The sequence below is a fragment of the Algoriphagus resistens genome, from assembly GCF_001442615.1.
Taxonomy (GTDB): Bacteria; Bacteroidota; Bacteroidia; order Cytophagales; family Cyclobacteriaceae; genus Algoriphagus; species Algoriphagus resistens.
Genome location: NZ_LMXN01000002.1, coordinates 532,385 through 555,735 on the forward strand (window position 1 = coordinate 532,385; position 23,351 = coordinate 555,735).

Sequence of the window (23,351 nt, forward strand, 5' to 3'; positions counted from 1 at the left end):
TGCTTATTTGATTAAATTTAAAATAAGGGCTAATGCAGATATACCTGAAAATAGCAATGCCAGGGTCTGAGCGGTGTTTTCACCGGTACCGGTTTCCCTTACCTTCATCGGTTCTACATACAGTTGATCATTTGGCTGAATAAAATAAAATGGGGACTCTACCACCTGTCTATCCAACAAATTAATTCTATGTAGTCTAGTCCCTTCCGGATACTGTCTGATCAATAATACTTCATCTCTTTTTGCCACAGTGGTAAGATCTCCTGCATTTGCAATAGCTTCAAAAATGGTCATCCTGTCCTGAAGCACCACATATTTACCCGGTCTTCTGAATTCCCCCAAGGCTGAATACCTAACTCCTCCCAGTTTTACTTTGACATAAAGCTCACTGGTCACATACTTTCGCATACTTTCTTCTATAGTCAGTCGGGCCTCTTCCAGGGTTTTATCCTTGACCTGAACTTCCCCAACTATAGGAAGTCTGATATTACCGCTTTGATCTACCGAATAACCAGTCATGTAGTAGATATCCCCACCACTTTGAGCGGACACATTTCCCATCTGGGCATTCGTTTGAGGAGGTTTATTATTAAACCCAAGCTGAACCATATCCTCTACAGTCTGGATATTGACATCAATGATGTCGTTGTATTGGAGTTTGTATTCAGGTATCTCGTATTCGATCAATTCCCCGTCTTCTATTGTCTGATTTTCCTCAAGATTTTGCAAATAAATGATTTTCTCATTTGAGATACAGCCAAAGGCCATTAAAAAAACAAGGGAAAACGATACCCCCTTTAACAACTTCCTCATATATAAATTTTTAATATTCCTTCGCAAAATCTGGGCAAACTTAAGCATTTAACCCCAAACCTCATTATTTTTTATGAATTTGATAATAAACTACTGAAATTCATGGATATAATTGTGCAATCTATTCAACTACGGATCTTCTGGCTTTTTCCAAATCTTCCTGAGTATCTATTGCTATTGGCTGATAAACTGTTTCTACCATTCTTATTCTATATCCGTTCTCAAGCAGTCTCAATTGCTCCAGCATTTCCACAGATTCCAACTCGCTCTTAGGCAATCCTGTAAATTCCTGCAGTATATTCTTTCTGTAAGCATATACTCCAATGTGTTTCCAATAGGTGACTTCGGCCTTTCCTTCTCTATTAAAAGGTATAACTGATCTGGAAAAAATCAATGCATCTCCCCATAAATCGGTAACTACTTTCACAGCATTGGGATTTCCTGCTTCTTCCACAGCCATTCTAGTCTTAAGAGAAGCCACATCTACCCTTGGATCTCTAAAAACAGAAACTAAATCCTTTAACGATTTTTCGTCCTGAAAAGGCTCATCACCTTGTACATTTACAATAAGATCCGCATCCACGTATTCCAATGCTTCAGCAATTCTATCTGATCCACTGGCATGGTCCTTTTTGCTTACAAACACTTTGCCACCTAAGGACTCTATCTGCTCTTTTATATCGTGATGATCAGTGACAACCCATACCTGGTCAAATATTCCGGTCTTTACCGTACTCAAAAAAGTCCGTTGGATTACAGTTTTTCCTCCCAAATCCTGGACAAGCTTGGATGGTAATCGCGTTGAGGCATATCTAGCTGGAATTAAAGCGGCAATGGTAAGCATAGTGGGTTAATGTTTATTTTCTTTTATCAATTGAGACAAGAAGTAACCTGCATTTTACGTTAGTGTCTTAAATCTTCTACCTAATAGTTGGAAATCTCCTATTTTACTTTAAAAGCCCTTTTGAATTTCTGTAAGATATTCCCCTGGCTTTTCTTTATCTTCTTTTTCTTGCTTTCCAGATCGTCGCCGTAGTAGTTGTACATGTACTTGTTGTTTTGAGAATACAAATAAGTATTGCCATATCCATAATTATACCCCTCATAATGATACCCTGAATTAACTATTCCATTAAATACACCATACACATTTTTGACCTGCTTGTTATTGAAAAGGTCGTTAATCATGACCAGGTGATCTTTCACCGTGTAATTCTGTCTTACAACATAGAGGTTGATATCAAACAGGCGCATCAGATCAATAGTCTCTGACACTAAACCCATTGGAGGAGTGTCAAAAATCACCACATCAAACCTAGCATCCAAAAAATCCAAAAACTCAGTCAATCTGGGAGTCTGCAATAGCTCGGCAGGATTGGGAGGTATTACCCCCGAGGGTACAAACCACAGGTTTTCATGGGATGATGGAATCACTATTTCCTCAGCTTCCACTTTACCAATGAGATAAGTAGACAATCCCACCCGGTCTGACTCCCCAAAGTAGGAAGCTAGTTTGGGTCTTCTCAAATCTCCGCCGACAACCACTGTTTTTTTAGAACCCAACGCCATAGCTGAGGCCAGGTTTAACGAGGTGAAGGTCTTGCCCTCCCCAGAAACTGAGGAGGTCACCAAAATCCTCTTGGTATTTTTCCCGCTTGCCAAGTAAGTAATAGCTGATCTGAGTGATCTGAACGATTCTGCTACGGCAGATTTTGGATAGTCCAACACTACTTTATTGGTATTCTTTAGACTAAACCCCACAATACCCAACTGTGGGATCATAAAATGCTTTTTCAGATCACGCTGGTCTTTGATTGTATCGTCAAAAATATCACGCACCACCACAAAGCCAAACGGCAACAAGAAACCCAAAACAATAGCCAGACCATAGTTCTGCTGCTTCTTCGGAAAAATCAGTGTCCCACGTTTTGCAGCATCTAGAATTGCATTATCTGAAACATTGGAAGCCCTGGCGATTCCGGCTTCCGCCCGCTTCTCCAATAAATAGGTATAGAGGGATTCTCTTAATTTGAACTCTCTGAAAATCCCTGAATACTGTGATTCAGACTCCGGTAAGGTAGAGAATTCAGCATCATAGAAACGTATATCCCGCTCTATACTTTTCTTTTTCTGTTTAGTGTTTTCAATTAGATTGACAATATTCTCAAAAAGTCCATCCTGCACTTTTTCCATCTGCACATCGATCTTCAATACCTCCGGATGGTTCTCATTAACAGTTGCGAGAAGTTTTCTCCTATCCTGAGAAAGTGTAACCAGTGTTTGAATCAGGCCATTAAGCAAAGGATCAGGAACACCTATAACTGAAGGTGCAATCACATCGGAAAAATCCTTGCTTTTCTGTTCCATATAGGAACGAATCTGCCCAAAATACTCCAGCTGATAATCAATCTCAGCATTCATCTCATCAAGGTTGTTCATTTTGCCCAGGATGTTGGCAAATTCTGCAGAGACATCAAGCAACTTGTTCTCAACCTTAAAATCCTGTAACTCCCTTTCTTTTTGCTGAAGAGAGTCCTCCAAAAAGCCCAGCTGTTCTTCTATAAAAGCCAGGGTATTCTCTTGGATCTTATTCTTCTCATTCAAGTCAAAATCAATATAAGACTCCATCAATGCATTGATGTAATCCCTTCCCTTCTCAACGACTTTTGTCGTTGTGCTTAGGCGTAGCACAGAACTGTACTCGTTTTGTAAGCTCACCTGTACAGACTTGGCATAGGCCTCTTCCAACGAACTTGGATTTCTAAATTTAAAAATCAACTCTTCATTAACCCTACTTGGGTTGACCAAATGAACTGTAAACTTTGATTTAGCTGATTCTATTTCCTCTCCAAACGTGTAGGTCTTATTATAAATTGACTCATCCCCTGCTGCCATCGCCGAATTGAAGTCCATAAAGCCTGACTCCTCTTTAGTTATAGTAAATGTGTCCTCAGATAATATTTCCAGTTGAATAGGTAGATCGGTTACCTGAAAATGGTTCCAATCCACAGCTATGCGGATCGGCGACCGATCATAAAGCTCTATAGCTTTGATAGTAGTCTTAGCATAATACTCCACATCAAAATGAAGTTTCTTCAACGCCTCGTGTGCCAATCCTTTGGACTTTAACCGGAGAATATCATTTTCCAGGTTAAGGCCGGTAGAGAAAATATTTGACCTATCGAGGATACGTGCTTCCGGAGAGGTATTGGTCTTGATCATCATAGATCCCGACACTTCATATTCATCTACAGTATATCGGTGAAACAGAAAGGTTGCAAATAGAAATATTAAGATAAAGAGCACATACCATGGCCAATAGCGTATGTATTTGGCAATGACATACCTGATTTCCAGTGCTTTTTCCTCATTGTCTAACTGGCTTAAGTCTAACTTCTCCATATCCACTAGTTACCTACCACCAAATTAATAATTAAAAGTGTGGAAGCTAGCAATCCTGCAAAAAGCGCCAGGGAGGCCGTTAGGTTATCCGCATTTCCGAATTGCCTGATGTTCATTGGCTCCATATACAGGATATCATTCGGCTGGATGAAATAAAAGGGGCTGGCCAGCAGCGCCCGATCATTCAAGTTAATCTGGTGGATTTTCGTTCCCCCATCGTACTGGCGAATGATAAACAGTTTGTTCTTTTTTCCCAGCAAAGTCGTTTCTCCGGAATTGGCCAAGGCATCAAAAATAGTTGCACGGTTCTTATATATAACATTGACACCTACTGAGTTAAACTCTCCAAGTGTGGTATACCTGATCCCTGCTATTCTTAATTTAACGTAGATTTCTTCCTTAAAATAGGTATTGATTTCTAGTTGGACCCTATCCTTTGCCTCCTCTTCAGTTAGGCCCGCTATCCTGATCTTCCCAAGCTTTGGCACTTCCACATTTCCTTCCTGATCTATGGAATAGCCTCTAAAATATAAGGGGTCAGAACCACCTCCCCCCCCTGCGCTGCCCATTCCTCCGATGTTCTGGGAATTTTGGAAAGAAAAAGCCTCAATCAGCTCAGGATCGGAAGTAGCAAAATCAATTTCAACTATATCAAAAGGCTGTAAGATATACTTGTAATCTACTTCAGCAAAAGGGATAAACTCATTCAGCTCAATTGGTGTGTTTTCTGGAAGGTTTTGTAGGTAGGTGATCCGTTTATTGCTGATACAACTCGTAGCAAAAACCAGCAAACTGACGAAAAATAGGATTTTATTCATTCTAGAAGCATATAGTTAGCTTGCCTCAAATATATAAAATTACTTGGGGAGAACTTCCTACATGTGAAAAATGTCCCGATGGGTCTATCCTATCCAGAATAAAGCTTGCAGCCGTGGGGCTGACAGGATTACAACAAATCACTTATCCCTTATTTCGGTATCTTTTTTGTCGAAAAACGCAAAAATCCGCATGAAGGTAATGTGAGCCGTGGATGGTAAGATTGACAAACAGCTTGGCTTTATACCAGTCCCATTTCATCACTGGACTAAAACCGGATACAAAAAACTCCCTATCTTCATGCTATGCAAATAAGAAAGGCAGATTCTTCCGATTTTCCCTCAATTATTAATTTATTGAAAGCCTCTCTGGGAGAAAACCTGCTTCCAAAATCCGAGGAACTATGGCGTTGGAAACATGTGGAGAATCCCTTTGGTACATCCCCGGTCTTGGTTGCAGAGGAAAAAGCACGTATCCTGGGGGTACGCGTGTTTTTAAGATGGGAATTCCGACAGGACCACAAATTGATAAAAGCATGCAGAGCGGTGGACACCGCCATCCACCCCGATTATCAAGGTCAGGGAGTCTTCAAAGCCCTTACTCTTTCTCTTATCGAGGAACTCAAAGAAGATGGAGTAAAACTCATTTTCAATACCCCCAATTCAAAAAGCCTTCCTGGATATTTGGGCATGGGCTGGGAGAAATGGGGAAAGCTTCCTCTTAAAATGTACTTCAACCTTAGCCTAAGCAAGAAAAAGAATCAGTCCACATCCTCTGATTGGCCGAGCATTGCTGACCTTATTGGGAAAATAGAAAACGAATGCTCTAATTCAGGCAGGATCCAGACGAATCTTGTGGGTGGATACCTCAACTGGCGATACCAGGCTTGTCCTCTTTTTCCATATCATTTTGTGAGCGATGGAGAAACACACCTTCTAATCTATAGAATCAAAGATGGGAAAATCGGAAAAGAGTTGAGAATCGTGGATTTTTTCACTCTTTCAGGATTTGGTTTAACTGAAAAAAAACAGTTGAATATTCGCCTGAAAGCTATCCAAAAAAATGAAAGGGTAAGATTTACTTCATTTTCAGGACTCCAGTTCCACAACGATTTTCCTATTGAAATGGGCTTATTACCTGTAATGTCCATAGGACCTGAAGTGACGCTTCGCAAAGTAACAACTTCGGATGACCTGCTTCATAAACCTTGGGCCTGGAGCCTGGGGGATTTGGAAGTATTTTAAAGCTAGCCAGGTTTCTGGAGAACAGGATAACTAAACTGACCGTAAATCTGGATTTTAGAACTCAGGTACGCAAGGAGTTTGATTGAACTATCCTTTCGCGTCCATCATTATAATCCATTGAAAATTCTAATGCATATTGCGGGTTAAAAGTAGTTTCTAGCAAAATCTGCAGGTAATTTAATAAGCATGGACGGAAAACAAATCATACAGACAGCAGCAGTTTTCGGAATGCTTGCGGTGGGAATAGGTGCCTTTGGAGCACATGGATTACAGGAAATTTTGGATGAAACAGGCAAGGAAGAAGTGTTCGAAACGGGAGTGAAATATCACTTTTATCATTCACTTGCACTTATGATGATAGGGATCCTTATTACACTAAAGCCTTCCTGGAGAAGACTTAGTCTTGCAGCCATTTGCATGATAGCAGGCATTATTATCTTTTCGGGCTCCTTGTATTTTCTTTCCCTGACCGGTATCACCTGGCTGGGTGCCATCACTCCTCTGGGTGGGTTGGCATTTATTTTTGGATGGATTCTTGTTTTCCTTGCCCCTGCAACCAAAAATTAACAATGCGGAAAACCTGTTACTTTACCCTTCTCCTGTTAGTTCTTTACAACTTATCTTTTGCCCAGCTCAGCCGAAACCAATTCATCAAACTGGAAGAGGCGTTGGGAGAAACAAGTTTCTTCAGTGGTCACTTAACTGGCTTTATGCTGTATGATCTGGATTCTCAGCTTGTACTTTATGAAAAAAACAGTCAGCAGAGATTTATTCCTGCCTCCACAACCAAACTCTTTACCTTATTTTCTTCCCTGGTCGTACTTGGTGACAGCACGCAGACACTTCGCTACATCAGGGACGGAAAAACAATTAGAATCTGGGGAAGCGGTGATCCTACCTGGCACTATAAGAAATTTGATCCGCCTGGAATTGCAGAACTTTTAGAGCCGTACAATCAGGTCATATTTTCGGATGCAAATATGATGTCCCCACCATTGGGTTATGGCTGGCAGTGGGATGATTATTATTACAATTATTCCGCCGAACGCTCCTCATTACCTATCTATGGCAACCTGGTCCAGGTAAAAAAAGTCGGCAACGGACCTACGGTATTTCCTTCCGGTTTTCAGGCTGATGTATTTCCTACAGAGCGGACTATCCGTGAATTAGAGCGGGAATTTCACCGCAATAGATTCTATTACAACCCTAATAATTTTAGAGGAAGAGAGGAATTCATTCCTTTCATCTATACCCCTGAGCTATTCACCCAACTTGCCTCTGAGGCCACCGGAAAAGAATGGGTATATAAGCCTGATAGTTTGCCTTCAAATCACGAGGTTCTCCGTGGCACACTGCTTTTTCCGATCTTAAAGGAAATGATGCTGGAAAGTGACAATTTCTTGGCTGAGCAATTGATGTTGATGATTTCGGACCGGCTGTTTCAGCGACTGGATACCGAACGGGCCATCGAATACATGCTCAAAACATACCTGTTCGATCTGCCAGACGAGCCACAGTGGGTAGACGGAAGCGGCTTGAGCAGACATGATTTGATTACTCCCCGTTCGATGGTCGCACTTTTCGAAAAGATCTATCGTATGATGCCAGATCAGCAATTATTTGAATTGCTGCCTGCAGGTGGAGTATCAGGGACATTGGAAAACAGCTATAAGGCAGAGCAGCCCTATATTTTCGGCAAAACCGGAACCATGAGCAATAATCATAGTCTAGTGGGACTGCTCAAAGGTAAAAGCGGAAGATATTACTGTTTTGCTTTTATGAACTCCAATTATCCTTACAAGGCTTCAGAGGTAAGAAAGGAAATGGAGAAGGTGATGATGATGGTCAGGGATATGCTTTGATTTACGATTTACCTGAGGGACGAACCAGCTGTTCTACCCGGATGAAAAATGTTTATGCTACCTATCGAAAAAGCATAAGCTAACTTATGCAGTAATGGAAATTAGGACACTATCTTATTTTATTGATCTGTACTGACAGTTTGCGGGCTTCAGCTATTATCTCATGGGGATAGTTATTCAATTCCAATATTCTGATGGCATTGGTGGTTTTGAGCTGTCCGGCTTTGAGTTTGAAATCAAACAGAATAGTTTCACCTTCCACCATTTCTGTAAAATGATAAAGACTGTAGCTTTCATTTAGAAGCGCTGTGAGTTCAATATCGTGAGTGGAAATGAAAACTATGTTGTCTTCCTTATTTAGAAAATCCAGAACGGATTTTCCTGCTGAAATACGCTCTATGGTGTTGGTTCCTTTGAACATTTCATCCAAGAGGAAAAGGTTCTGGGTTCCAGACCTGCTTTCATCCAGCATGTTTTTAATTGCAAGCACCTCCTCGAAATAATAGCTCTTGTCATTCATGAGATCATCAGAGATCCCTATCGCGGAATATACCTTCAGCCGCGGGAGTGAAAACTCTCGGGCAAAGCAGGTATTTAACGTCTGGGCAACAATGGCATTTATACCGACTGTACGTATAAATGTGGATTTGCCTGACATATTAGAGCCCGTTAGCAACACTGATTTCTTATCAATGTCTATAGAATTTGCGACTGAATCAAGAAGAAGAGGATGATAAATATCCCTGGCATATAAATGTTTTTTCCTGTCTACGATGATTGGGAGTGAATAGTAGGGAAGTTCATTTCTCAATGAATCTATAGATATGGCTGCATCGATTTCCCCAACCAGCACAAATAGCCGGTGAATGTCATTTCTCTTAGAGTCAAGTTCCTTCAGTACGCTAAAGAATACAATAGGCTCAATGAGAAACAGGGCTTTTATACTATCTGCAAGACTCTCTACGGCCTGCCCGAAATCACTCTGGAACTTAGCCTCCAGTTTGAAAAGAGACATCCTGATTCCAATGCTATCGATGGATTGAATAGATTCAATGATTTCTTCATTTTTTTTCGCTAATACCTCCGCCATCACAATTTTTTTAGCAACCTGATTCAGCGTGAGTAATTGAAGGATTGAGCCACTATATTGGACAAATTTTTCCCTGTTCCAATAGTGGATGAAATAATTGACTGCCAAAACCGGCACTACAAGCATTAGAAATTGAGGAAAAAACAGGGATAGCGAAAGGGAAACTAGGCTAATAAGTGACAGAAGCGGTACTACAAAAAACCACTTAGGTTTAGGGAAATGATCGGCTAAAAATAAGGAAGAAATATAGTAGGCTTCGCTATTTTTTAGCCTGGCAAGTTGCACTACTACAGCTTCCTTAAGTTTAGGACGTTCATTAAGAACTTTGATCAGGTATTCTGATCTTTCGAATCTATCAGAATTTCCGGGGATAGTACGGAAACAATTATACAGGTATTGCTGTCCTACCTTGGATAAGGTGCGGTCAATAAGCATGAAAACCTCATCCAGATCGAGATCGAAATAAGTCCGATCAGAAACCACCTGAAAGGCTGCTGCTTTATTGCTCTTTAAAAAGTATTCCCCAATACTGTTAAAGTAAAAGGATCCTTTTTTAATTTTTGAATAAGTGGCCAAAAGTTGTTCATTTTGCCTTTTTCGGGATTTGAACATTTTCTTAATTAAAACTACTTAGTGAGGTGATCGGGCAGTAAGATACTGAATTTTAAACTTGTATGACTAAATGAAAGAAAGCCGACCACACTAGTATCCAGCAGTGTATTGAGGATTCTAATTCCGGCCAATTTCCTTTAGACGGGCGTTCATTGATCAGTTTTCTGGGGTTATCAACCCAATTCAATGTCATTTAAAATGGATATAATCAGAACTAATGGGTTCCATCCCTGCTTTCCGCATAAGCATGGCGATCTGCCCCCGGTGATAGGTAGAATGATTAATCAGATGCATCAGAATATCCAATAGCTTTTTTTCAAACCTATCTCCTGCAAAATTCTGATAGACAATCACTTCCTCAGCATCTCTGTTTTCCAGCATCTTTTTGACTTCTATATTGAGATTCTCATTCCTTTGTGAAAAAGATTCAATTGGAAATTCATCCCATGGCTTTACCTGGGATTTGATTTGATTGATTCTGGAAATCCAGACCTGCTGGGCATTCAGGATATGATTGGCAAGTCTACAAAGCTCAGTATCCAGTTGGTAATTATAGGACTTAAACCGCTCACATAATTCTCTGTTTGTCTGATAATTATATTCGAAAAGCTCCTTTAAAAATTCTTTCATGTTTATGATTGATGTTTTATGGTCAGATGGAATCTCGCATTCCGGATAATCATTCCAGTGTGTGCCGCCTGCAACATGCTCGATTTCATCTGTTTGTAATTGTTTTTATAGGCCGCATTTCCACCTGGCGCCGGACAGGAACATCTCCGGGTCGACCGGGTTGTAGCCGATTTGTCAAAAATAACGATTTTTGAAAGCTAAATAACATAAACTAAAACGCCGCACTATTTTGGGCCAACCGGTTCACTCCAAACTTGTAATTAAAGGGTATGGTTGGATTTACTAGGGAACAATTGGGCAATTAATTTCATAATGTGTGGAGTTTAATTCAAAAAGCAAAGTCACCGAATTATAAAAAATCATGGTATAAAGCCCGAAATCACCTCCATTAGCGCTGTTTTAAGCCCAAAAATAATTTCAAACGAAAGCCTGGTAACAGTATTGTAGGGATATGGAAAGAAACCACCAAAATCTTTAAACCAAATCAACGTGAACATGAAAACGACAGCAACACTAATTATTGGAGCAGCAGTCTTGGTTATTACTTCTTGTGAGACTAAAAACTACACAGAAGAAGATAGGGTTCAGGCTACTGAGAATCTTGAGAATTATGTGGACAGCGTAGAAAGTGCTGTTCAGATCGTGCCCGTGCATAACTGGTCAGCAATAGACCAGCGGTATGACAGTTTAGATTCCAGAGCTGAGAAAGTATACAACGACCTCAAAGTAGAGGATGAAAACCTGGATATGATAGAAGAACGGTATGAAACCGTAGTGAAAAATGCTAAAACAGAAGCTGAGAACTTTGAGAGAACCGCCAATATGCACATGGAAAATGTGGAGACCTGGTGGAATAAGACAGCTGAAGACATGAAAACCGGCGCTAAAAACACCACTGAAGACGTTGAAGAAGCTACCCAAGAAAGCCTTGATTGGTTAGGCAAAAACTTCGATAAACTAAGTGACGAGACTAAAAAGAAATACGAAGAAATCACCAGAGAGCTTAACAAAGACTAATCACCAAACCAGTCATTCTAAACAGAAAGGGCTTCCTGTAATTTTGGGAAGCCCTTTCTGTTTTAAAATACCTCTCTGGCTATTTTATAGGTAGTTGCTGCCTTACTCATCGTGTAGAAATGAAGTGATGGCACCTTGTTTTTTACAAGTTCCTTACACTGTTGCACTGCCCACTCAATACCTACTTCTCTTACGTCAGCATTAGTCTTACATTTATCCAGCTCTTCCATCAAAGGATCCGGAAGGTCGAGAAAGAAAGTACGGGGGAGCATGGTTATTTGGCCAAGAGTCGAAATTGGTTTGATTCCCGGAATAATAGGCACATCAATCCCTGCTGCCCGTACCTGATCCACAAATTCAAAATATTTCTTATTGTCGAAAAACATCTGGGTAACAACATACTCAGCTCCCTTAGCTACTTTTTCTTTCAGGTATTTCAAATCAAATTTCATGGAAGGAGCTTCAAAGTGTTTTTCCGGATAACCTGCCACTCCTATACAGAAGTCAGTCTGAAAACCGATCTCCGTTTCTTCATGTAGGTACCGTCCTTGGTTCATCCGTTGGATCTGTTCGACCAATTCACTGGCGTACGCATGCCCTTCGGGTTCAGGGATAAACCTACCCTCAGTTTTTGGGGCATCACCTCTTAGCGCCAATACATTTTCTACCCCAATAAAATTCAGGTCAATCAGTGCATTTTCCGTTTCTTCTTTTGTGAAGCCCCCACAGAGTAAGTGTGGCACTGCATCCACATGGAAACGGTTCATGATAGCCGCACAGATCCCCACTGTACCCGGACGTTTTTTGGTACTTACTTTTTCAAGCAAACCATTTGGATGTTTTTTATAAATATATTCCTCTCTATGATAGGTCACATCTACAAACGGGGGTATAAAATCCATCAATGGCGCTATTCCTTCCAATAATTCATTCAGACTTTGACCTTTTAAAGGGGGCAGGATTTCAAAGGAAAACAGTGTGTTTTTAGAGTTTTCCAGGTGTTCGGTAATTTTCATTCGGTAGGTTCTACTAGGGTTAAATTAGGTTGATAAGCAAGATTTGGAGAAAGTAACCGCTCTGCATCACGGAGAGAAATCCTCTTTCGCTCTGCGTAACTGGCCACCTGGTCCTCTCCTATTTTCCCAAGTCCAAAATATTTACTTTCGGGATTGCCAAAGAAATAGCCTGAAACGGAGGAGGTAGGATACATTGCATAGCTTGAAGTCAATTCGATCCCAATTTCATTCTCCATATCCAAAAGCTGAGAGATCGTAACCTTTTCAGAATGTTCCGGGCAAGCCGGATATCCAGGTGCCGGTCTGATACCTAGGTACTCTTCCCGAACCAAGGAGTCATTTTCCAGATTTTCCTCAGGAGAATAACCCCAGTACTCTTTTCGGACAAGCTCATGGATATATTCTGCTGCAGCTTCAGCCAGTCTATCTGCAATGGATTTGAACAAGATATCATTGTAATCGTCTCCCGCTTTTTGGAATTCAGCAAGTTTGGCTTCCATGCCGATACCTGAAGTCACCGCAAAGCACCCGATGTAATCCTGCCTGGTAGGATGTAAATAATCAGCTAAAGAACGATTCGGTACGCCTTTGCCTTTTTTGCCTTGCTGTCGCAAAAAATGAAAGGATGCTCTCTTATTTCCAGCTTCATCAAATACAACCGCATCATCATCTGTTCGCTGTACAGGATACAATCCAACTACTGCATTTGCAGAAAGCCATTTCTCAGCTATTGCTTTATCCAGCATCTCATTCGCTTCATCATAGACTTTCTTGGCTTCAGCTCCGACTATAGGGTCCGAAAATATCTTAGGAAATTTCCCGCTTAGCATCCACGTGCTGAAGAAAGGAGTCCAGTCAATGTATTTGCGGATAATATTCAGATCAAGGTCCTTAAGGACTGTTCTTCCTAGTTTCTTGGGCACTACGGGCACAAATGAGCTCCAATCAATCGCTACCGGATTGGCTTTTGCCTCCTGGTAAGAAACCAGCTGTTTTACAGATTGCTTGGCTTCATGCTCTACTCTAAGCTGTTGATAAATTTCTTTGTATTTCAGTCTATAAGCTTCCTTGGTTTCTTCCGAGATAGCCTCTCCCGCGATTGGGACAGATTTACTCGCATCCATTACATGGATTACTGTCCCGCTATAAACAGGGTCTATTTTTACCGCTGTATGGATTCTGGACGTAGTAGCACCTCCGATAAGCAATGGAATCCTGATACCCTGCCGCTCCATTTCTTGGGCCACATTCACCATCTCATCTAACGAAGGGGTGATCAGACCGCTCAGCCCGATGATATCCACCTTGTTTCTGACGGCTTCATCAATGATTTTCTGCGCATCTACCATTACTCCCAAATCAATAATCTGGTAGCTGTTACACGCCAAAACCACACCTACGATATTCTTTCCGATATCATGCACATCGCCTTTTACTGTTGCCAGCAAGATTTTTTTCAACGAAGATGCTTCTTGGCCTTCTTCCGGTAGTGGCATAAAAGGCTCTAAATAAGCTACTGCTTTCTTCATCACCCGGGCAGACTTCACTACCTGGGGAAGAAACATCTTACCTTCTCCAAATAGATCACCTACTACATTCATCCCATCCATCAAAGGACCTTCGATGACCTTCAGCGGGTTCTTAAGCTCAATCCTTGCTTCCTCTGTATCTTCTACGATAAAGTCCAGGATTCCTTTAACTAAGGCATGCTCCATCCGCTTAGCAACCGGGTCTGAACGCCAGGCTTCATTTACTACTTCCTTCTTATCAGCTGACTTTACAGTTTCTGCAAAATCAAGCATACGCTCAGTGGCATCTTCCCTTCGGTCAAAAAGCACATCCTCTACCCGTTCCAGCAAGTCCTTTGGGATGTCATCATAAATCTCCAACATGGTAGGATTTACAATCCCCATATCCATTCCGCTCTTGATGGCATGGTACAAGAAGGCAGCATGCATCGCTTCTCTTACAGGATTGTTTCCCCTGAATGAAAAACTTACGTTACTTACCCCCCCACTCACTTTGGCGCCGGGAAGATTTGCTTTGATCCATTTAGTCGCATTGAAAAAATCCAACGCGTTCTTGCGATGCTCATCCATCCCTGTTGCCACAGGAAAGATATTGGGATCAAAAATTATATCCTGAGGATTAAACTTCACTTGATCAACGAGTATTCTATAGCTTCTCTCACAGATTTCTATGCGTCTCTGGTAGGTATCAGCCTGCCCCTCTTCATCAAAAGCCATCACCACCACAGCGGCGCCAAATTTCTTTACGGTTTTGGCTTGCTGAATGAATTCATCTTCTCCGTTCTTGAGAGAAATAGAATTGACAATTCCTTTTCCCTGCACGCACTTCAATCCAGCTACAATGATCTTCCATTTAGAACTATCGATCATAATCGGGATCCTGGAAATCTCCGGCTCTGAGGCAATCAGATTTAAGAATTTGACCATGGCAAATTCCCCATCCAACATTCCTTCATCCATGCAGACATCGAGCACCTGCGCACCGCCCCTTACCTGATCCAAAGCTACTTCTAGCGCTTCATCGTAGTTCCCATTCAATATCAAGCGGGCAAATTTCTTCGAACCGGTAATATTGGTCCGCTCACCTACATTGACAAAATTGATTTCAGGGGTAAATACCAAAGGCTCTAAGCCTGATAGTTTCATGTAATTATTTCTTACCATCTTCTCAATCCGACGTTTCTTCTAATTCTTCTTCTTGTAATTTTCTAGGCTGATAATTGGTGGCCATATGCGCCAGTGCTGAAATATGTTCAGGCGTAGTGCCACAGCATCCTCCCAAAATATTGAGCATTCCTTCTTTCAAAAAGTCTCTGACCTGATCTGCCATTTCATTAGCTCCCTGATCATATTGCCCAAATTCATTTGGCAGACCTGCATTAGGATAAGCACTCACAAAGAATGGTGCTTTATTCGCAAGCACTTTCAAATAGGGTCTCAATTCCTTGGCTCCCAATGCACAATTCAATCCTACTGAAAGTAAAGGTACATGGGATACTGAAATCAAAAATGCTTCCGTAGTCTGTCCGGAAAGTGTTCTTCCGGATGCATCCGTGATTGTCCCGGAAATCATTATCGGGATCCCCCCATCCTTTGGCTCCAATGGTATAGCTCTTTCCTCGTACACATCCTGAATGGCATACAATGCTGCTTTGGCATTCAGCGTATCAAAAATTGTTTCAACCAGAATAATATCAGCTCCACCGTCTAACAAACCTCTTACCTGCTCAGCATAGGCTTCTGCCAACTGATCAAAAGTGACCGCACGGTATCCAGGATCATTTACGTCTGGAGAAAGTGATGCAGTCCTGTTTGTCGGGCCAATAGCTCCTGCTACGAAGCGGGGTTTCCCAGGATCCTTGCCTGTGAATTCGTCAGCTACTTCCCTGGCAAGCTTCGCTGATTCAAAATTTATGGTATAGGCCAAATGAGAAAGCTCATAGTCTGCCTGGGCTATGGAAGTAGCAGAGAAAGTATTGGTTTCTATAATATCCGCTCCCGCTTTGAAGTATTCAGCATGAATATCCTTGATGATCTGAGGTTTGCTGAGGGACAACAAGTCGTTGTTCCCTTTTAATGATTTAGGATGAGAAGCCAGTTCGGGTGTGCGAAAATCCTCCTCAGTCAATGTATATCGTTGGATCATGGTCCCCATGGCTCCATCGAGTATCAAAATTCTCTGAGAAAGTTGTTGAAGTAGGGATTCCGTTCTGTTTTGCATACTGATTTTTCGTTGATCAAAAAGCTTATCGAGCAAAACACGGAGAAAAGTACAAAGTACTGGTCCGCTCATCTGTTCCCGATAAATCGGGATGGGAGTTAGCACCTTGGCTACAGGTTGCTAAGACGTCGTTGGGCCCTTCCCTCAGTCTTTCTCGATAAGCATGTCAAAGTTAATAGCATTTTGACAATAAAACAGGAGAATTACTTAAAAGGATTTACAAAATCCTCAATCGCATTGTCAAATGATAAAATTTAGGGTCTCACTCCAACTCCAAAACTTAAATAGGGTCCCGCCATGAAACTTGACATACTAAAATCCCCAAGCTTGTAATTGGCCATAGGCACTTCATATCCAGCTGCCGCGGTAAACACGAGGTCAAACAGCTTACGTTTTGTCATGGGAACACCGTATTCAGCAAAGATTTCCGGCTTCAGCATCAGTCCATTGTTTTTCAAATACCCATCAAATTCCCGCTGTTCAAATAGCTCAGGAAAATCGGGCTTCCCGTTCTGCAATAGACTATAGCGAATATTGCCAAAACCAAGCCCTGCCAATGCACCCAATCCAAAATTTCTATATTCAATAAAATTATAGCCCACATTTCCATATACTCTCAGGCTATTTAACGAGTGGGTCTTTTCACTAGTAGCGTTTCCTTTCAAAGCAAGATTATAAAGCTCTGCACCATATAGCATCCGATCTGTGTCTCCCAGGATCCTTACCCCCCAATTGGACGGGGTCCCCTTTAAAGGATTTAGACCAGCATCTTCTAACTTGGTATTGAATTCTTTTGCCGTAGTGAAATGAACGCCTCTGATTAATGAAACACCAATGCTGGCATCCTTGTAGAAGAAATTTCGGTCAGGCAGGGAAATCCCGGCGCCTATTCTGATGAAAGCCCCGCTTTGGGCATTGTCAAATGAGATTCCGTTCATATTCCATTTACCGGCCAACGGGCTGAACGAATATCCCATTTTTGAGATAATCTGGAAAGCTTCTGGCCTCCCGGGCAGATCAAAATCATAGCTCAGCTGAAAACCAATTTCTGTAAGGAAATTGCCATAATATTGCGTTCCTTTTTGTATATCTCTTTTTCTAAGCACAAATCCCTGTTCCGGATTAGCCAAAAATGCTTCTAAATCATCCGGATGATCAGAAGGGAGCATTTGGAAGTTGAGAAACCCCACTCCTAAAGACATATAATGGATCAGCTGGAAGCGCGACTCCTCAGTAAATGCATAACCAATGTTGAATAAAGCTCTGGAAGTGCGGTAATTCATCCTATAACCGTCGAACTCGCTCACACCGCCTCTATTATGAAGGACATCCAAGCCAATCATGAAATCATTGATTCTGGCCTGATAACCTAATCCAATTGTCTGGTATCTATTACGTAAGCCAGTGAGTCCACGTTCGGCCAGCATTTGGTCAAACTGGTTGAGTTTTCCCCCCGAGGTTCCTATCAACGAATAGAAAGTAGACCGCTTGGTCATCAATTGCTGCGCCCCAACTTCTCCTACACTAAAAAAAACAAAAAGCAGTAGTATGAATCTATTAAAAAGGGGCATGAATGATCTATTTGAAGTAAGCTGGGCGAACCCGAAACTGATAGGCAAATTTAATGCTAAACCAGTATCAGCCTATATCTTTTGAATTAAGATGTCCCGTTAATTTTGAATATAAGCCTTCGGGTGTGAATGGTTTTTCCACAAAATCATCAATTCCCAGATTTACGATTTCATCTTTGATTTCATGGTAGGATGCAGCAGAAAGAATTAAAATGGGGATTTTTGCCTTATTAGAATCTTTGTTTTCACGAATCCATTTTGCTACCGAAAACCCATCCAGCACCGGCATCTGTATATCTAAGAGTACTAAATCAAAGTCTCCCCGCTCCAACTCGTCAATTGCTTGTTGCCCATCTGAAACAACCATAACCTTTCCCGCATTCCACTTCTTTAGGAATTTCCCAATCAATACTTGATTTACGGGATTGTCTTCCGCTACTAGTATTGATGCATTCTGTAAGGATTTCTTCTTGGATTTTAGTTGTCCTGTATGATCCAAAACTTTTTCTTCAACACCTGCAAACTTCAGTATAAACTCGAAAACCGTCCCCTCATTCACCGTAGAAGTTACTTGTATTTTCGAGCCATGCAGGTCTACCAGTCTTTTTACAATCGCTAATCCTAGTCCTGTACCCCCAAATTTTCGGGTAGTAGAGGATGAAGCCTGGGTAAATGCTTCAAAAATAGAAACCATCTTCTCCTCAGGTATTCCGATTCCTGTATCCTCAATCCTAAATTTTATTTCATATTCATTCCCATCTGCCTTCACTAGCTGCAAAACAGATTTGATTTCTCCTTTCTCAGTAAATTTGAGCGAATTAGATAGTAAATTGTTGACGATCTGGCTTATCCGGATCGAATCACCAAGAAGATTTTGCGGGATTTTCTCGTCAATTTCAGCATGTATTTTCAACCCCTTTTCCTTTCCCTGAAAACTATAAGAGTTTACTATCCGATTCATTAAGACCTTTAAATCAAATGGATTACGCTCCAGTTCTATTTTTCCTGAATCAATTTTACTGAAGTCCAGTATGTCATTTATTAAAACCATTAGATTCTCGGCAGAAAACTGAAGTGTCCTCAGGTTTTCCAACTGATCAGGTCTTGGGTGATCTTCCATCAGCAAATGGGCCATCCCGATCACCACATTCATCGGCGTTCTAATCTCATGACTCATGACAGAAAGGAATTGGGACTTTGCCAGTGATGCCTGCTCGGCTTTTTCCTTTGCCTGGTGCAAATCTTTTTGGGTTTGATTTAATTGGGTAATATCCCGGGCAACCCCTATATAAAACCGTCGGCTTGCATTCCGATCATGCACCATTCGCCCATTGGAACTGAATACTCTATATTCTCCGTTTCTATCCTTCACCCGGAATTCCAGGTATTGGTTTTCCTCCAAGAAATTGCCAACATCTATGACCATTGTGCGAAATACATCTATGTCAACTGGGTTCAGGTAATTGAAAATGCTCGTACCCATCACTTCTTCAGCTCCATAACCCAAAAACTGCTTGACGTTTGGAGAAACATAATCCAGTTCAAATGTGTCGGACAGCGAGAAAATAATTTCTGTAGATTCCTCTACCAGGGTCCTATACTTCTGCTCAGATTTTAGTAGTTTCTCTTTTGCTTGCCCACTCAGGTACTTTTCCGCAATGGACTTTATATCTTGACCTCTGACGATTAGAAATCTTTCGCAATAAGTCGAAGGAAGGTTAGTAAATGACCATTCATAATCCTTTCCCTCATTTACTTTAGGTCTGAGGCACTTTAAGAAGGTATTATTGGGGATTTCCCCGGTTTCAAAAAAGTTGTCCAGTGAATTTACTATCTCTTTTTCTTGGATTGTATCTCTCCATAAATCAGGAACCGGAAGGAAATTCCGGATAAAGAACTTATTGAAAAATAGTACTTCTTCAGATTCGATGATGAACAAAGGGTCATTAACCTCATTGAATACATCAGAAATATCAAATTGCTTAAATTGATTCATACGCTACAGTTGCCAAAAAATCCGAATAGGGACCAGAAGTTTGGGGTCATTATTCAAAACAAATATCATAAATAATAAGATTGAATAACGAAAAATCCCTCTTAATGAAAGTTTAATTTCTGTTAACCAAAAATAATCTTGATTTTTTCACAAACCTTTTAGTAAGTATATTCGTGACCTGATAGTATCGGCTACTTTAAATCTATTAATTAATTACGATGATAGTAACAACCACAAACACACTTGATGGCTACAGTGTGGAGCAGTACCTAGGGATTGTATCCGGAGAAACAATTATAGGTGCCAACGTCTTTAAAGATTTTTTCGCAAGTATCACTGACATTGTAGGCGGGCGATCTTCAGCATATGAGCGTGTACTACGTGAAGCCAAAGCAACCGCCATGGCTGAAATGGAAATGCAGGCGAGAGCTTTCGGCGCAAATGCCATAATTGGAATTGACCTGGACTATGAAACCATCCGGGATGGAATGCTGATGGTCACAGCCAGTGGCACAGCAGTGAAAGTGCTAAAAACCTAAATCAGAGTCCTGGATTTTCAGGACTTTTTTACTTGTGCCATGACCTTTTCGGCGGTTGTGCTCTTACAGAAATGGTCCCCCACTATTAGGTTTGGGGCTGTTTTGCACATATCCATACACTTAGTTTTGATGAATTTGCAGGTTCCTTTTAATGGTGGCACATCAGTTAATTCTTTCAGTTCTTTGTAAAGCTTTTTGGCCCCCTCTTTTTTACAATCGGATCCATTACAAACAAATATTAATTTTCTGGAATGTTTCATTACCCTGCTGAAATAGCCTGCATCATTAACCCACAAAGATACGCACCATAAGTACCTGCCGCATATCCCAACACAGCCAAAAGTACGCCAACCGGTGCCAATGATGCATCAAAAGCTGCTGCAACTATTGGGGCGGAAGCTGCGCCTCCCACGTTTGCCTGGGATCCCACTGCTACGTAGAAAAAAGGTGCTTTGATCAAATAGGCCATGGCAAGCATAATCAGGATATGAAAAAACATCCACACGATTCCAATTAGGAATAATACCGGATTATCCAATACAGCTCCCAGATCCATCTGCATCCCCACAGTGGCAATCAACACATAAAGCAAGACACTTCCCAGGCGCGATGCACCTGCACCTTCCAGATTCCTCACTTTGGTAAAAGAGAGCAACAATCCACCTGTGGTGGCAATAACCACAATCCAGAAAAAAGCTGAATTGAGTGAATACTGCTCAAGACCGGGGTAATTCTCCCCTATATAAGGAGCCACATAATCTGCGATGAGATGTGACAATCCTGTTATCCCGAATCCTACACCAAGAATTATCATGGTATCTGACAGACTTGGAATCCTCAGGATATCTGCTCTGAGCTTTTCAATCTTATCTCTTAATTGGTAAATGGCCGTGCTGTCAGCTTTGAATATCCTGTCAATCTTTTCCGGTTTAGCCGCCCAATACAAAAGCACGGCCATCCACAGATTTGCAACCAAAACATCCACTGCGATCATCTGGCTGAACAAAGCGGGACTTGGCCCATAGACTTTAAGCATGGCTGTCTGATTTGCTCCCCCGCCTATCCATGATCCGGCTATAGTCGATAACCCACGCCAGACTTCATCCGGTCCCGATCCACCTAATACTTCCGGATAAAGTGTTCCCACTGTCAAAAGGGCCAAAGGGCCGCCCAGCATAATCCCAAGCGTACCTGTCAAGAACATGACGATGGCCTTCGGGCCTAGCTTCAAAATCCCTTTAATGTCTATACTAATGGTAAAAAGAACCAAGGAGGCTGGAAGCAAATATCTACTTGCAACGGTATAGAGTGAAGAACTTTCGCCGGAAATCAACCCAAACGAATTGGCCAGTGCAGGAATAAAATAACAAAGTAAAACAGTAGGCACATAACCATAGAATTTCTTCCAAAACGGCTTGTTACTGGCTGAAGTAGCAAAAATGACGGCCAAAATTGCCATAAGCAATCCAAAAACCACGGCATCATTTGTTATCAAAGGGGTGTTTTCTTCCATTAGATTTAGGATAATCGACTGCAACAATACCAACAATTGGCCAAAAAGCCCAAACTCTAGCTCTTGCCATTTTCAAGAATCTGGAGCAATTCGCTTAGAATCATGGCCGTAGCACCCCAGACCATCTCTTTATCTACTTCAAAATATGGTGTATCCAACCGGAAATTGTTGCTGAACTCCAGAATCTTTTGCTTGCGGAAGTTAGGTTCATAGAAGTCACTCACTGCAGTTTGAATGATTCTGGCCACTTCCCTTTCCTGAGCTACAAAATCAGGCTTCACCACTGAATATCCTAAAATAGGGCTTACTAAAAAATTACTCGCCGGGATAAACAAGGGGCTCATGCTACCAATCAGATTAACTTGCTCAGGAAGAATCCCCACTTCCTCCCAGGCCTCACGAAGAGCTGTCTGGACTTCGTCTCCGTCTTCTTCTTCCATTTTCCCACCGGGAAAAGCAATCTGGCCGCTATGGACTCCAGGATAGACCGGTCTTTTGATCAGGGGAAAAAATGCCTTATTGCGATTGGGGTAAAGTAAAATTAAGACAGCGCCTTTTCTATGGTTATCAGGAAGTTTTGGATCAAACCTCCTCTTATCCACCGGGTTTGGCGACATAGAAAGCTGTGCCTCTATTCCTGGAAGAGGATGTTTCATTCCCTTTTCCAACAAACTCAGAACGTTATCAAATTCCATATCGTCCTAAATCTACCTGCTTTATTTTGGCATCGACATAAGATTGTGGCTCATATGATTCTGTAACCTTATTTAATTTGAATTGCCTGAGTATATGGGTATCTACATTAATCAGCCAAATCATCGGACGATAACCATTTTCTCCCTGAAAATAACCTAAGACAATAAATTCAGTCTCACTCAGCCACATCCCATCTTCAAACATTCCTGAGGGCCCCATAAATAACAGACGTTCTCTCATCCCGTCCTTACGATACCATATTACCTCTGAGTCTGGGTTTAAAAATGGAGTCTCAATGGATTCTTGGGCCTCTATTTTGTAACTATAAATATCTATTGCGCCATTCCCGCTCGGATGGGATAATTGGTAAGGATAAAGAGGATCCCCCTCCAGAATAGGGTTTTTCTCAGGCATTTCCATAGGATCAATGGAATCTGTCATCATCAACTCAAACTGAGAAGCATCAAACGTGCCTACATCATTGCTCCAATGCGCTTGCCAAGTCTTATTTTTAACTAGGGCCAAATCAATTTGTTCCCTATTCCTGGTTAATTCTTTTTCATCTACTGAACTGTTTTTAATTTCCTCATTGGCCTGATCCCCTTTCTTATCACAACCATAAAGTGACAGGAAAACAATGCAAAAAACGGTCAGATATAAAGTTGTAATTTTTTGGCTCCTCATGGAAGTATGTATTGAGAAGGTTAAGCTAAGCCAAGGCAGTTAAAAATCAAAAAAAGTTGGAACATTGTCCCAACCTTTTCCTGCTCTCAAACCTATTAAA

The 23,351-nt window shown here is 41.4% G+C and carries 20 protein-coding genes and 1 riboswitch; of the genes, 5 read left to right on the forward strand and 15 right to left on the reverse strand.

All coding sequences use genetic code 11. The features are described from left to right. Positions 1-3: 3 nt before the first annotated feature. The 4 genes from AS141_RS05510 to AS141_RS05525 form a co-directional block, all read right to left on the reverse strand. Positions 4-813, reverse strand: coding sequence for a polysaccharide biosynthesis/export family protein (locus tag AS141_RS05510; RefSeq protein ID WP_057936618.1), 810 nt, complete (start codon positions 811-813; stop codon positions 4-6). A gap of 121 nt (positions 814-934) precedes the next feature. Continuing rightward, the gene (gene kdsB, locus AS141_RS05515) at positions 935-1,657 is read right to left on the reverse strand and encodes a 3-deoxy-manno-octulosonate cytidylyltransferase (RefSeq protein WP_057936619.1); all 723 of its coding nucleotides are present in this window, start codon (positions 1,655-1,657) and stop codon (positions 935-937) included. Positions 1,658-1,755: 98 nt separating this feature from the next. After that, entirely contained in the window at positions 1,756-4,215 is a 2,460-nt protein-coding gene (locus AS141_RS05520) for a GumC family protein (protein WP_057936620.1), read from the reverse strand. A gap of 5 nt (positions 4,216-4,220) precedes the next feature. Beyond that, positions 4,221-5,033, reverse strand: coding sequence for a polysaccharide biosynthesis/export family protein (locus tag AS141_RS05525; RefSeq protein WP_057936621.1), 813 nt, complete (start codon positions 5,031-5,033; stop codon positions 4,221-4,223). Positions 5,034-5,336: 303 nt separating this feature from the next. Here AS141_RS05525 and AS141_RS05530 point away from each other — a divergent pair, with 303 nt between their 5' ends. The 3 genes from AS141_RS05530 (at position 5,337) to AS141_RS05540 (ending at position 8,137) form a co-directional block, all read left to right on the forward strand. Beyond that, positions 5,337-6,275 carry a GNAT family N-acetyltransferase gene (locus AS141_RS05530; protein WP_057936622.1) on the forward strand — a complete coding sequence of 313 codons (939 nt, stop codon included), beginning with the start codon at positions 5,337-5,339 and terminating at the stop codon, positions 6,273-6,275. 186 nt (positions 6,276-6,461) lie between these two features. Further along, positions 6,462-6,842, forward strand: a complete 381-nt coding sequence (locus AS141_RS05535) for a DUF423 domain-containing protein (RefSeq protein WP_057936623.1) — start codon at positions 6,462-6,464, stop codon at positions 6,840-6,842. Between the two features lie 2 nt (positions 6,843-6,844). Further along, positions 6,845-8,137, forward strand: coding sequence for a D-alanyl-D-alanine carboxypeptidase (locus AS141_RS05540; protein ID WP_057936624.1), 1,293 nt, complete (start codon positions 6,845-6,847; stop codon positions 8,135-8,137). A gap of 109 nt (positions 8,138-8,246) precedes the next feature. On the opposite strand, the gene AS141_RS05545 is transcribed toward AS141_RS05540, so the two are convergent. Both AS141_RS05545 and AS141_RS05550 read right to left on the reverse strand, forming a co-directional pair. Next, positions 8,247-9,839: a MutS-related protein gene (locus AS141_RS05545; RefSeq protein ID WP_057936625.1), complete on the reverse strand. Its 1,593-nt coding sequence runs from the start codon at positions 9,837-9,839 to the stop codon at positions 8,247-8,249. 189 nt (positions 9,840-10,028) lie between these two features. After that, a complete protein-coding gene (locus AS141_RS05550; protein WP_057936626.1) occupies positions 10,029-10,469 on the reverse strand; it encodes a DinB family protein in 441 nt (146 codons plus the stop codon). Positions 10,470-10,964: 495 nt separating this feature from the next. Here AS141_RS05550 and AS141_RS05555 point away from each other — a divergent pair, with 495 nt between their 5' ends. Further along, the gene (locus tag AS141_RS05555; protein ID WP_057936627.1) at positions 10,965-11,486 is read left to right on the forward strand and encodes a hypothetical protein; all 522 of its coding nucleotides are present in this window, start codon (positions 10,965-10,967) and stop codon (positions 11,484-11,486) included. A 62-nt stretch (positions 11,487-11,548) separates the two neighbouring features. Here AS141_RS05555 and metF read toward each other — a convergent pair whose 3' ends face one another. The 5 genes from metF to AS141_RS05580 all read right to left on the reverse strand — a co-directional run bounded on the left by metF (position 11,549) and on the right by AS141_RS05580 (position 19,819). Further along, a complete protein-coding gene (metF, locus tag AS141_RS05560) occupies positions 11,549-12,502 on the reverse strand; it encodes a methylenetetrahydrofolate reductase [NAD(P)H] (RefSeq protein WP_057936628.1) in 954 nt (317 codons plus the stop codon). Continuing rightward, positions 12,499-15,195, reverse strand: a complete 2,697-nt coding sequence (metH, locus tag AS141_RS05565; RefSeq protein ID WP_057936629.1) for a methionine synthase — start codon at positions 15,193-15,195, stop codon at positions 12,499-12,501. Before metH ends, metF begins: the two co-directional genes overlap by 4 nt. 4 nt (positions 15,196-15,199) lie before the next feature. Beyond that, the gene (locus AS141_RS05570; protein WP_057936630.1) at positions 15,200-16,252 is read right to left on the reverse strand and encodes a homocysteine S-methyltransferase family protein; all 1,053 of its coding nucleotides are present in this window, start codon (positions 16,250-16,252) and stop codon (positions 15,200-15,202) included. 65 nt (positions 16,253-16,317) lie between these two features. Beyond that, a riboswitch (SAM riboswitch) is annotated at positions 16,318-16,416 on the reverse strand. A gap of 90 nt (positions 16,417-16,506) precedes the next feature. After that, positions 16,507-17,823 carry a hypothetical protein gene (locus tag AS141_RS05575; RefSeq protein WP_057936631.1) on the reverse strand — a complete coding sequence of 439 codons (1,317 nt, stop codon included), beginning with the start codon at positions 17,821-17,823 and terminating at the stop codon, positions 16,507-16,509. A 67-nt stretch (positions 17,824-17,890) separates the two neighbouring features. Further along, positions 17,891-19,819: a PAS domain-containing hybrid sensor histidine kinase/response regulator gene (locus tag AS141_RS05580; protein ID WP_057936632.1), complete on the reverse strand. Its 1,929-nt coding sequence runs from the start codon at positions 19,817-19,819 to the stop codon at positions 17,891-17,893. A 218-nt stretch (positions 19,820-20,037) separates the two neighbouring features. Between AS141_RS05580 and AS141_RS05585 the strand changes: the two genes are divergently transcribed. Further along, positions 20,038-20,358: a YbjQ family protein gene (locus tag AS141_RS05585; RefSeq protein WP_057936633.1), complete on the forward strand. Its 321-nt coding sequence runs from the start codon at positions 20,038-20,040 to the stop codon at positions 20,356-20,358. A 17-nt stretch (positions 20,359-20,375) separates the two neighbouring features. On the opposite strand, the gene AS141_RS05590 is transcribed toward AS141_RS05585, so the two are convergent. Genes AS141_RS05590 through AS141_RS05605 form a run of 4 tightly spaced genes read right to left on the reverse strand, consistent with a single transcriptional unit; the run spans position 20,376 to position 23,251 of the window. Beyond that, positions 20,376-20,618, reverse strand: coding sequence for a (2Fe-2S) ferredoxin domain-containing protein (locus tag AS141_RS05590; RefSeq protein ID WP_057936634.1), 243 nt, complete (start codon positions 20,616-20,618; stop codon positions 20,376-20,378). Continuing rightward, the gene (locus tag AS141_RS05595) at positions 20,618-21,871 is read right to left on the reverse strand and encodes a DUF819 family protein (RefSeq protein ID WP_057936635.1); all 1,254 of its coding nucleotides are present in this window, start codon (positions 21,869-21,871) and stop codon (positions 20,618-20,620) included. The genes AS141_RS05590 and AS141_RS05595 overlap by 1 nt, the downstream gene beginning before the upstream one ends. A gap of 56 nt (positions 21,872-21,927) precedes the next feature. Continuing rightward, entirely contained in the window at positions 21,928-22,566 is a 639-nt protein-coding gene (locus AS141_RS05600) for an NUDIX hydrolase (protein WP_057936636.1), read from the reverse strand. Further along, a complete protein-coding gene (locus AS141_RS05605) occupies positions 22,556-23,251 on the reverse strand; it encodes a hypothetical protein (protein ID WP_057936637.1) in 696 nt (231 codons plus the stop codon). The genes AS141_RS05600 and AS141_RS05605 overlap by 11 nt, the downstream gene beginning before the upstream one ends. Between the last annotated feature and the right edge of the window lie 100 nt (positions 23,252-23,351).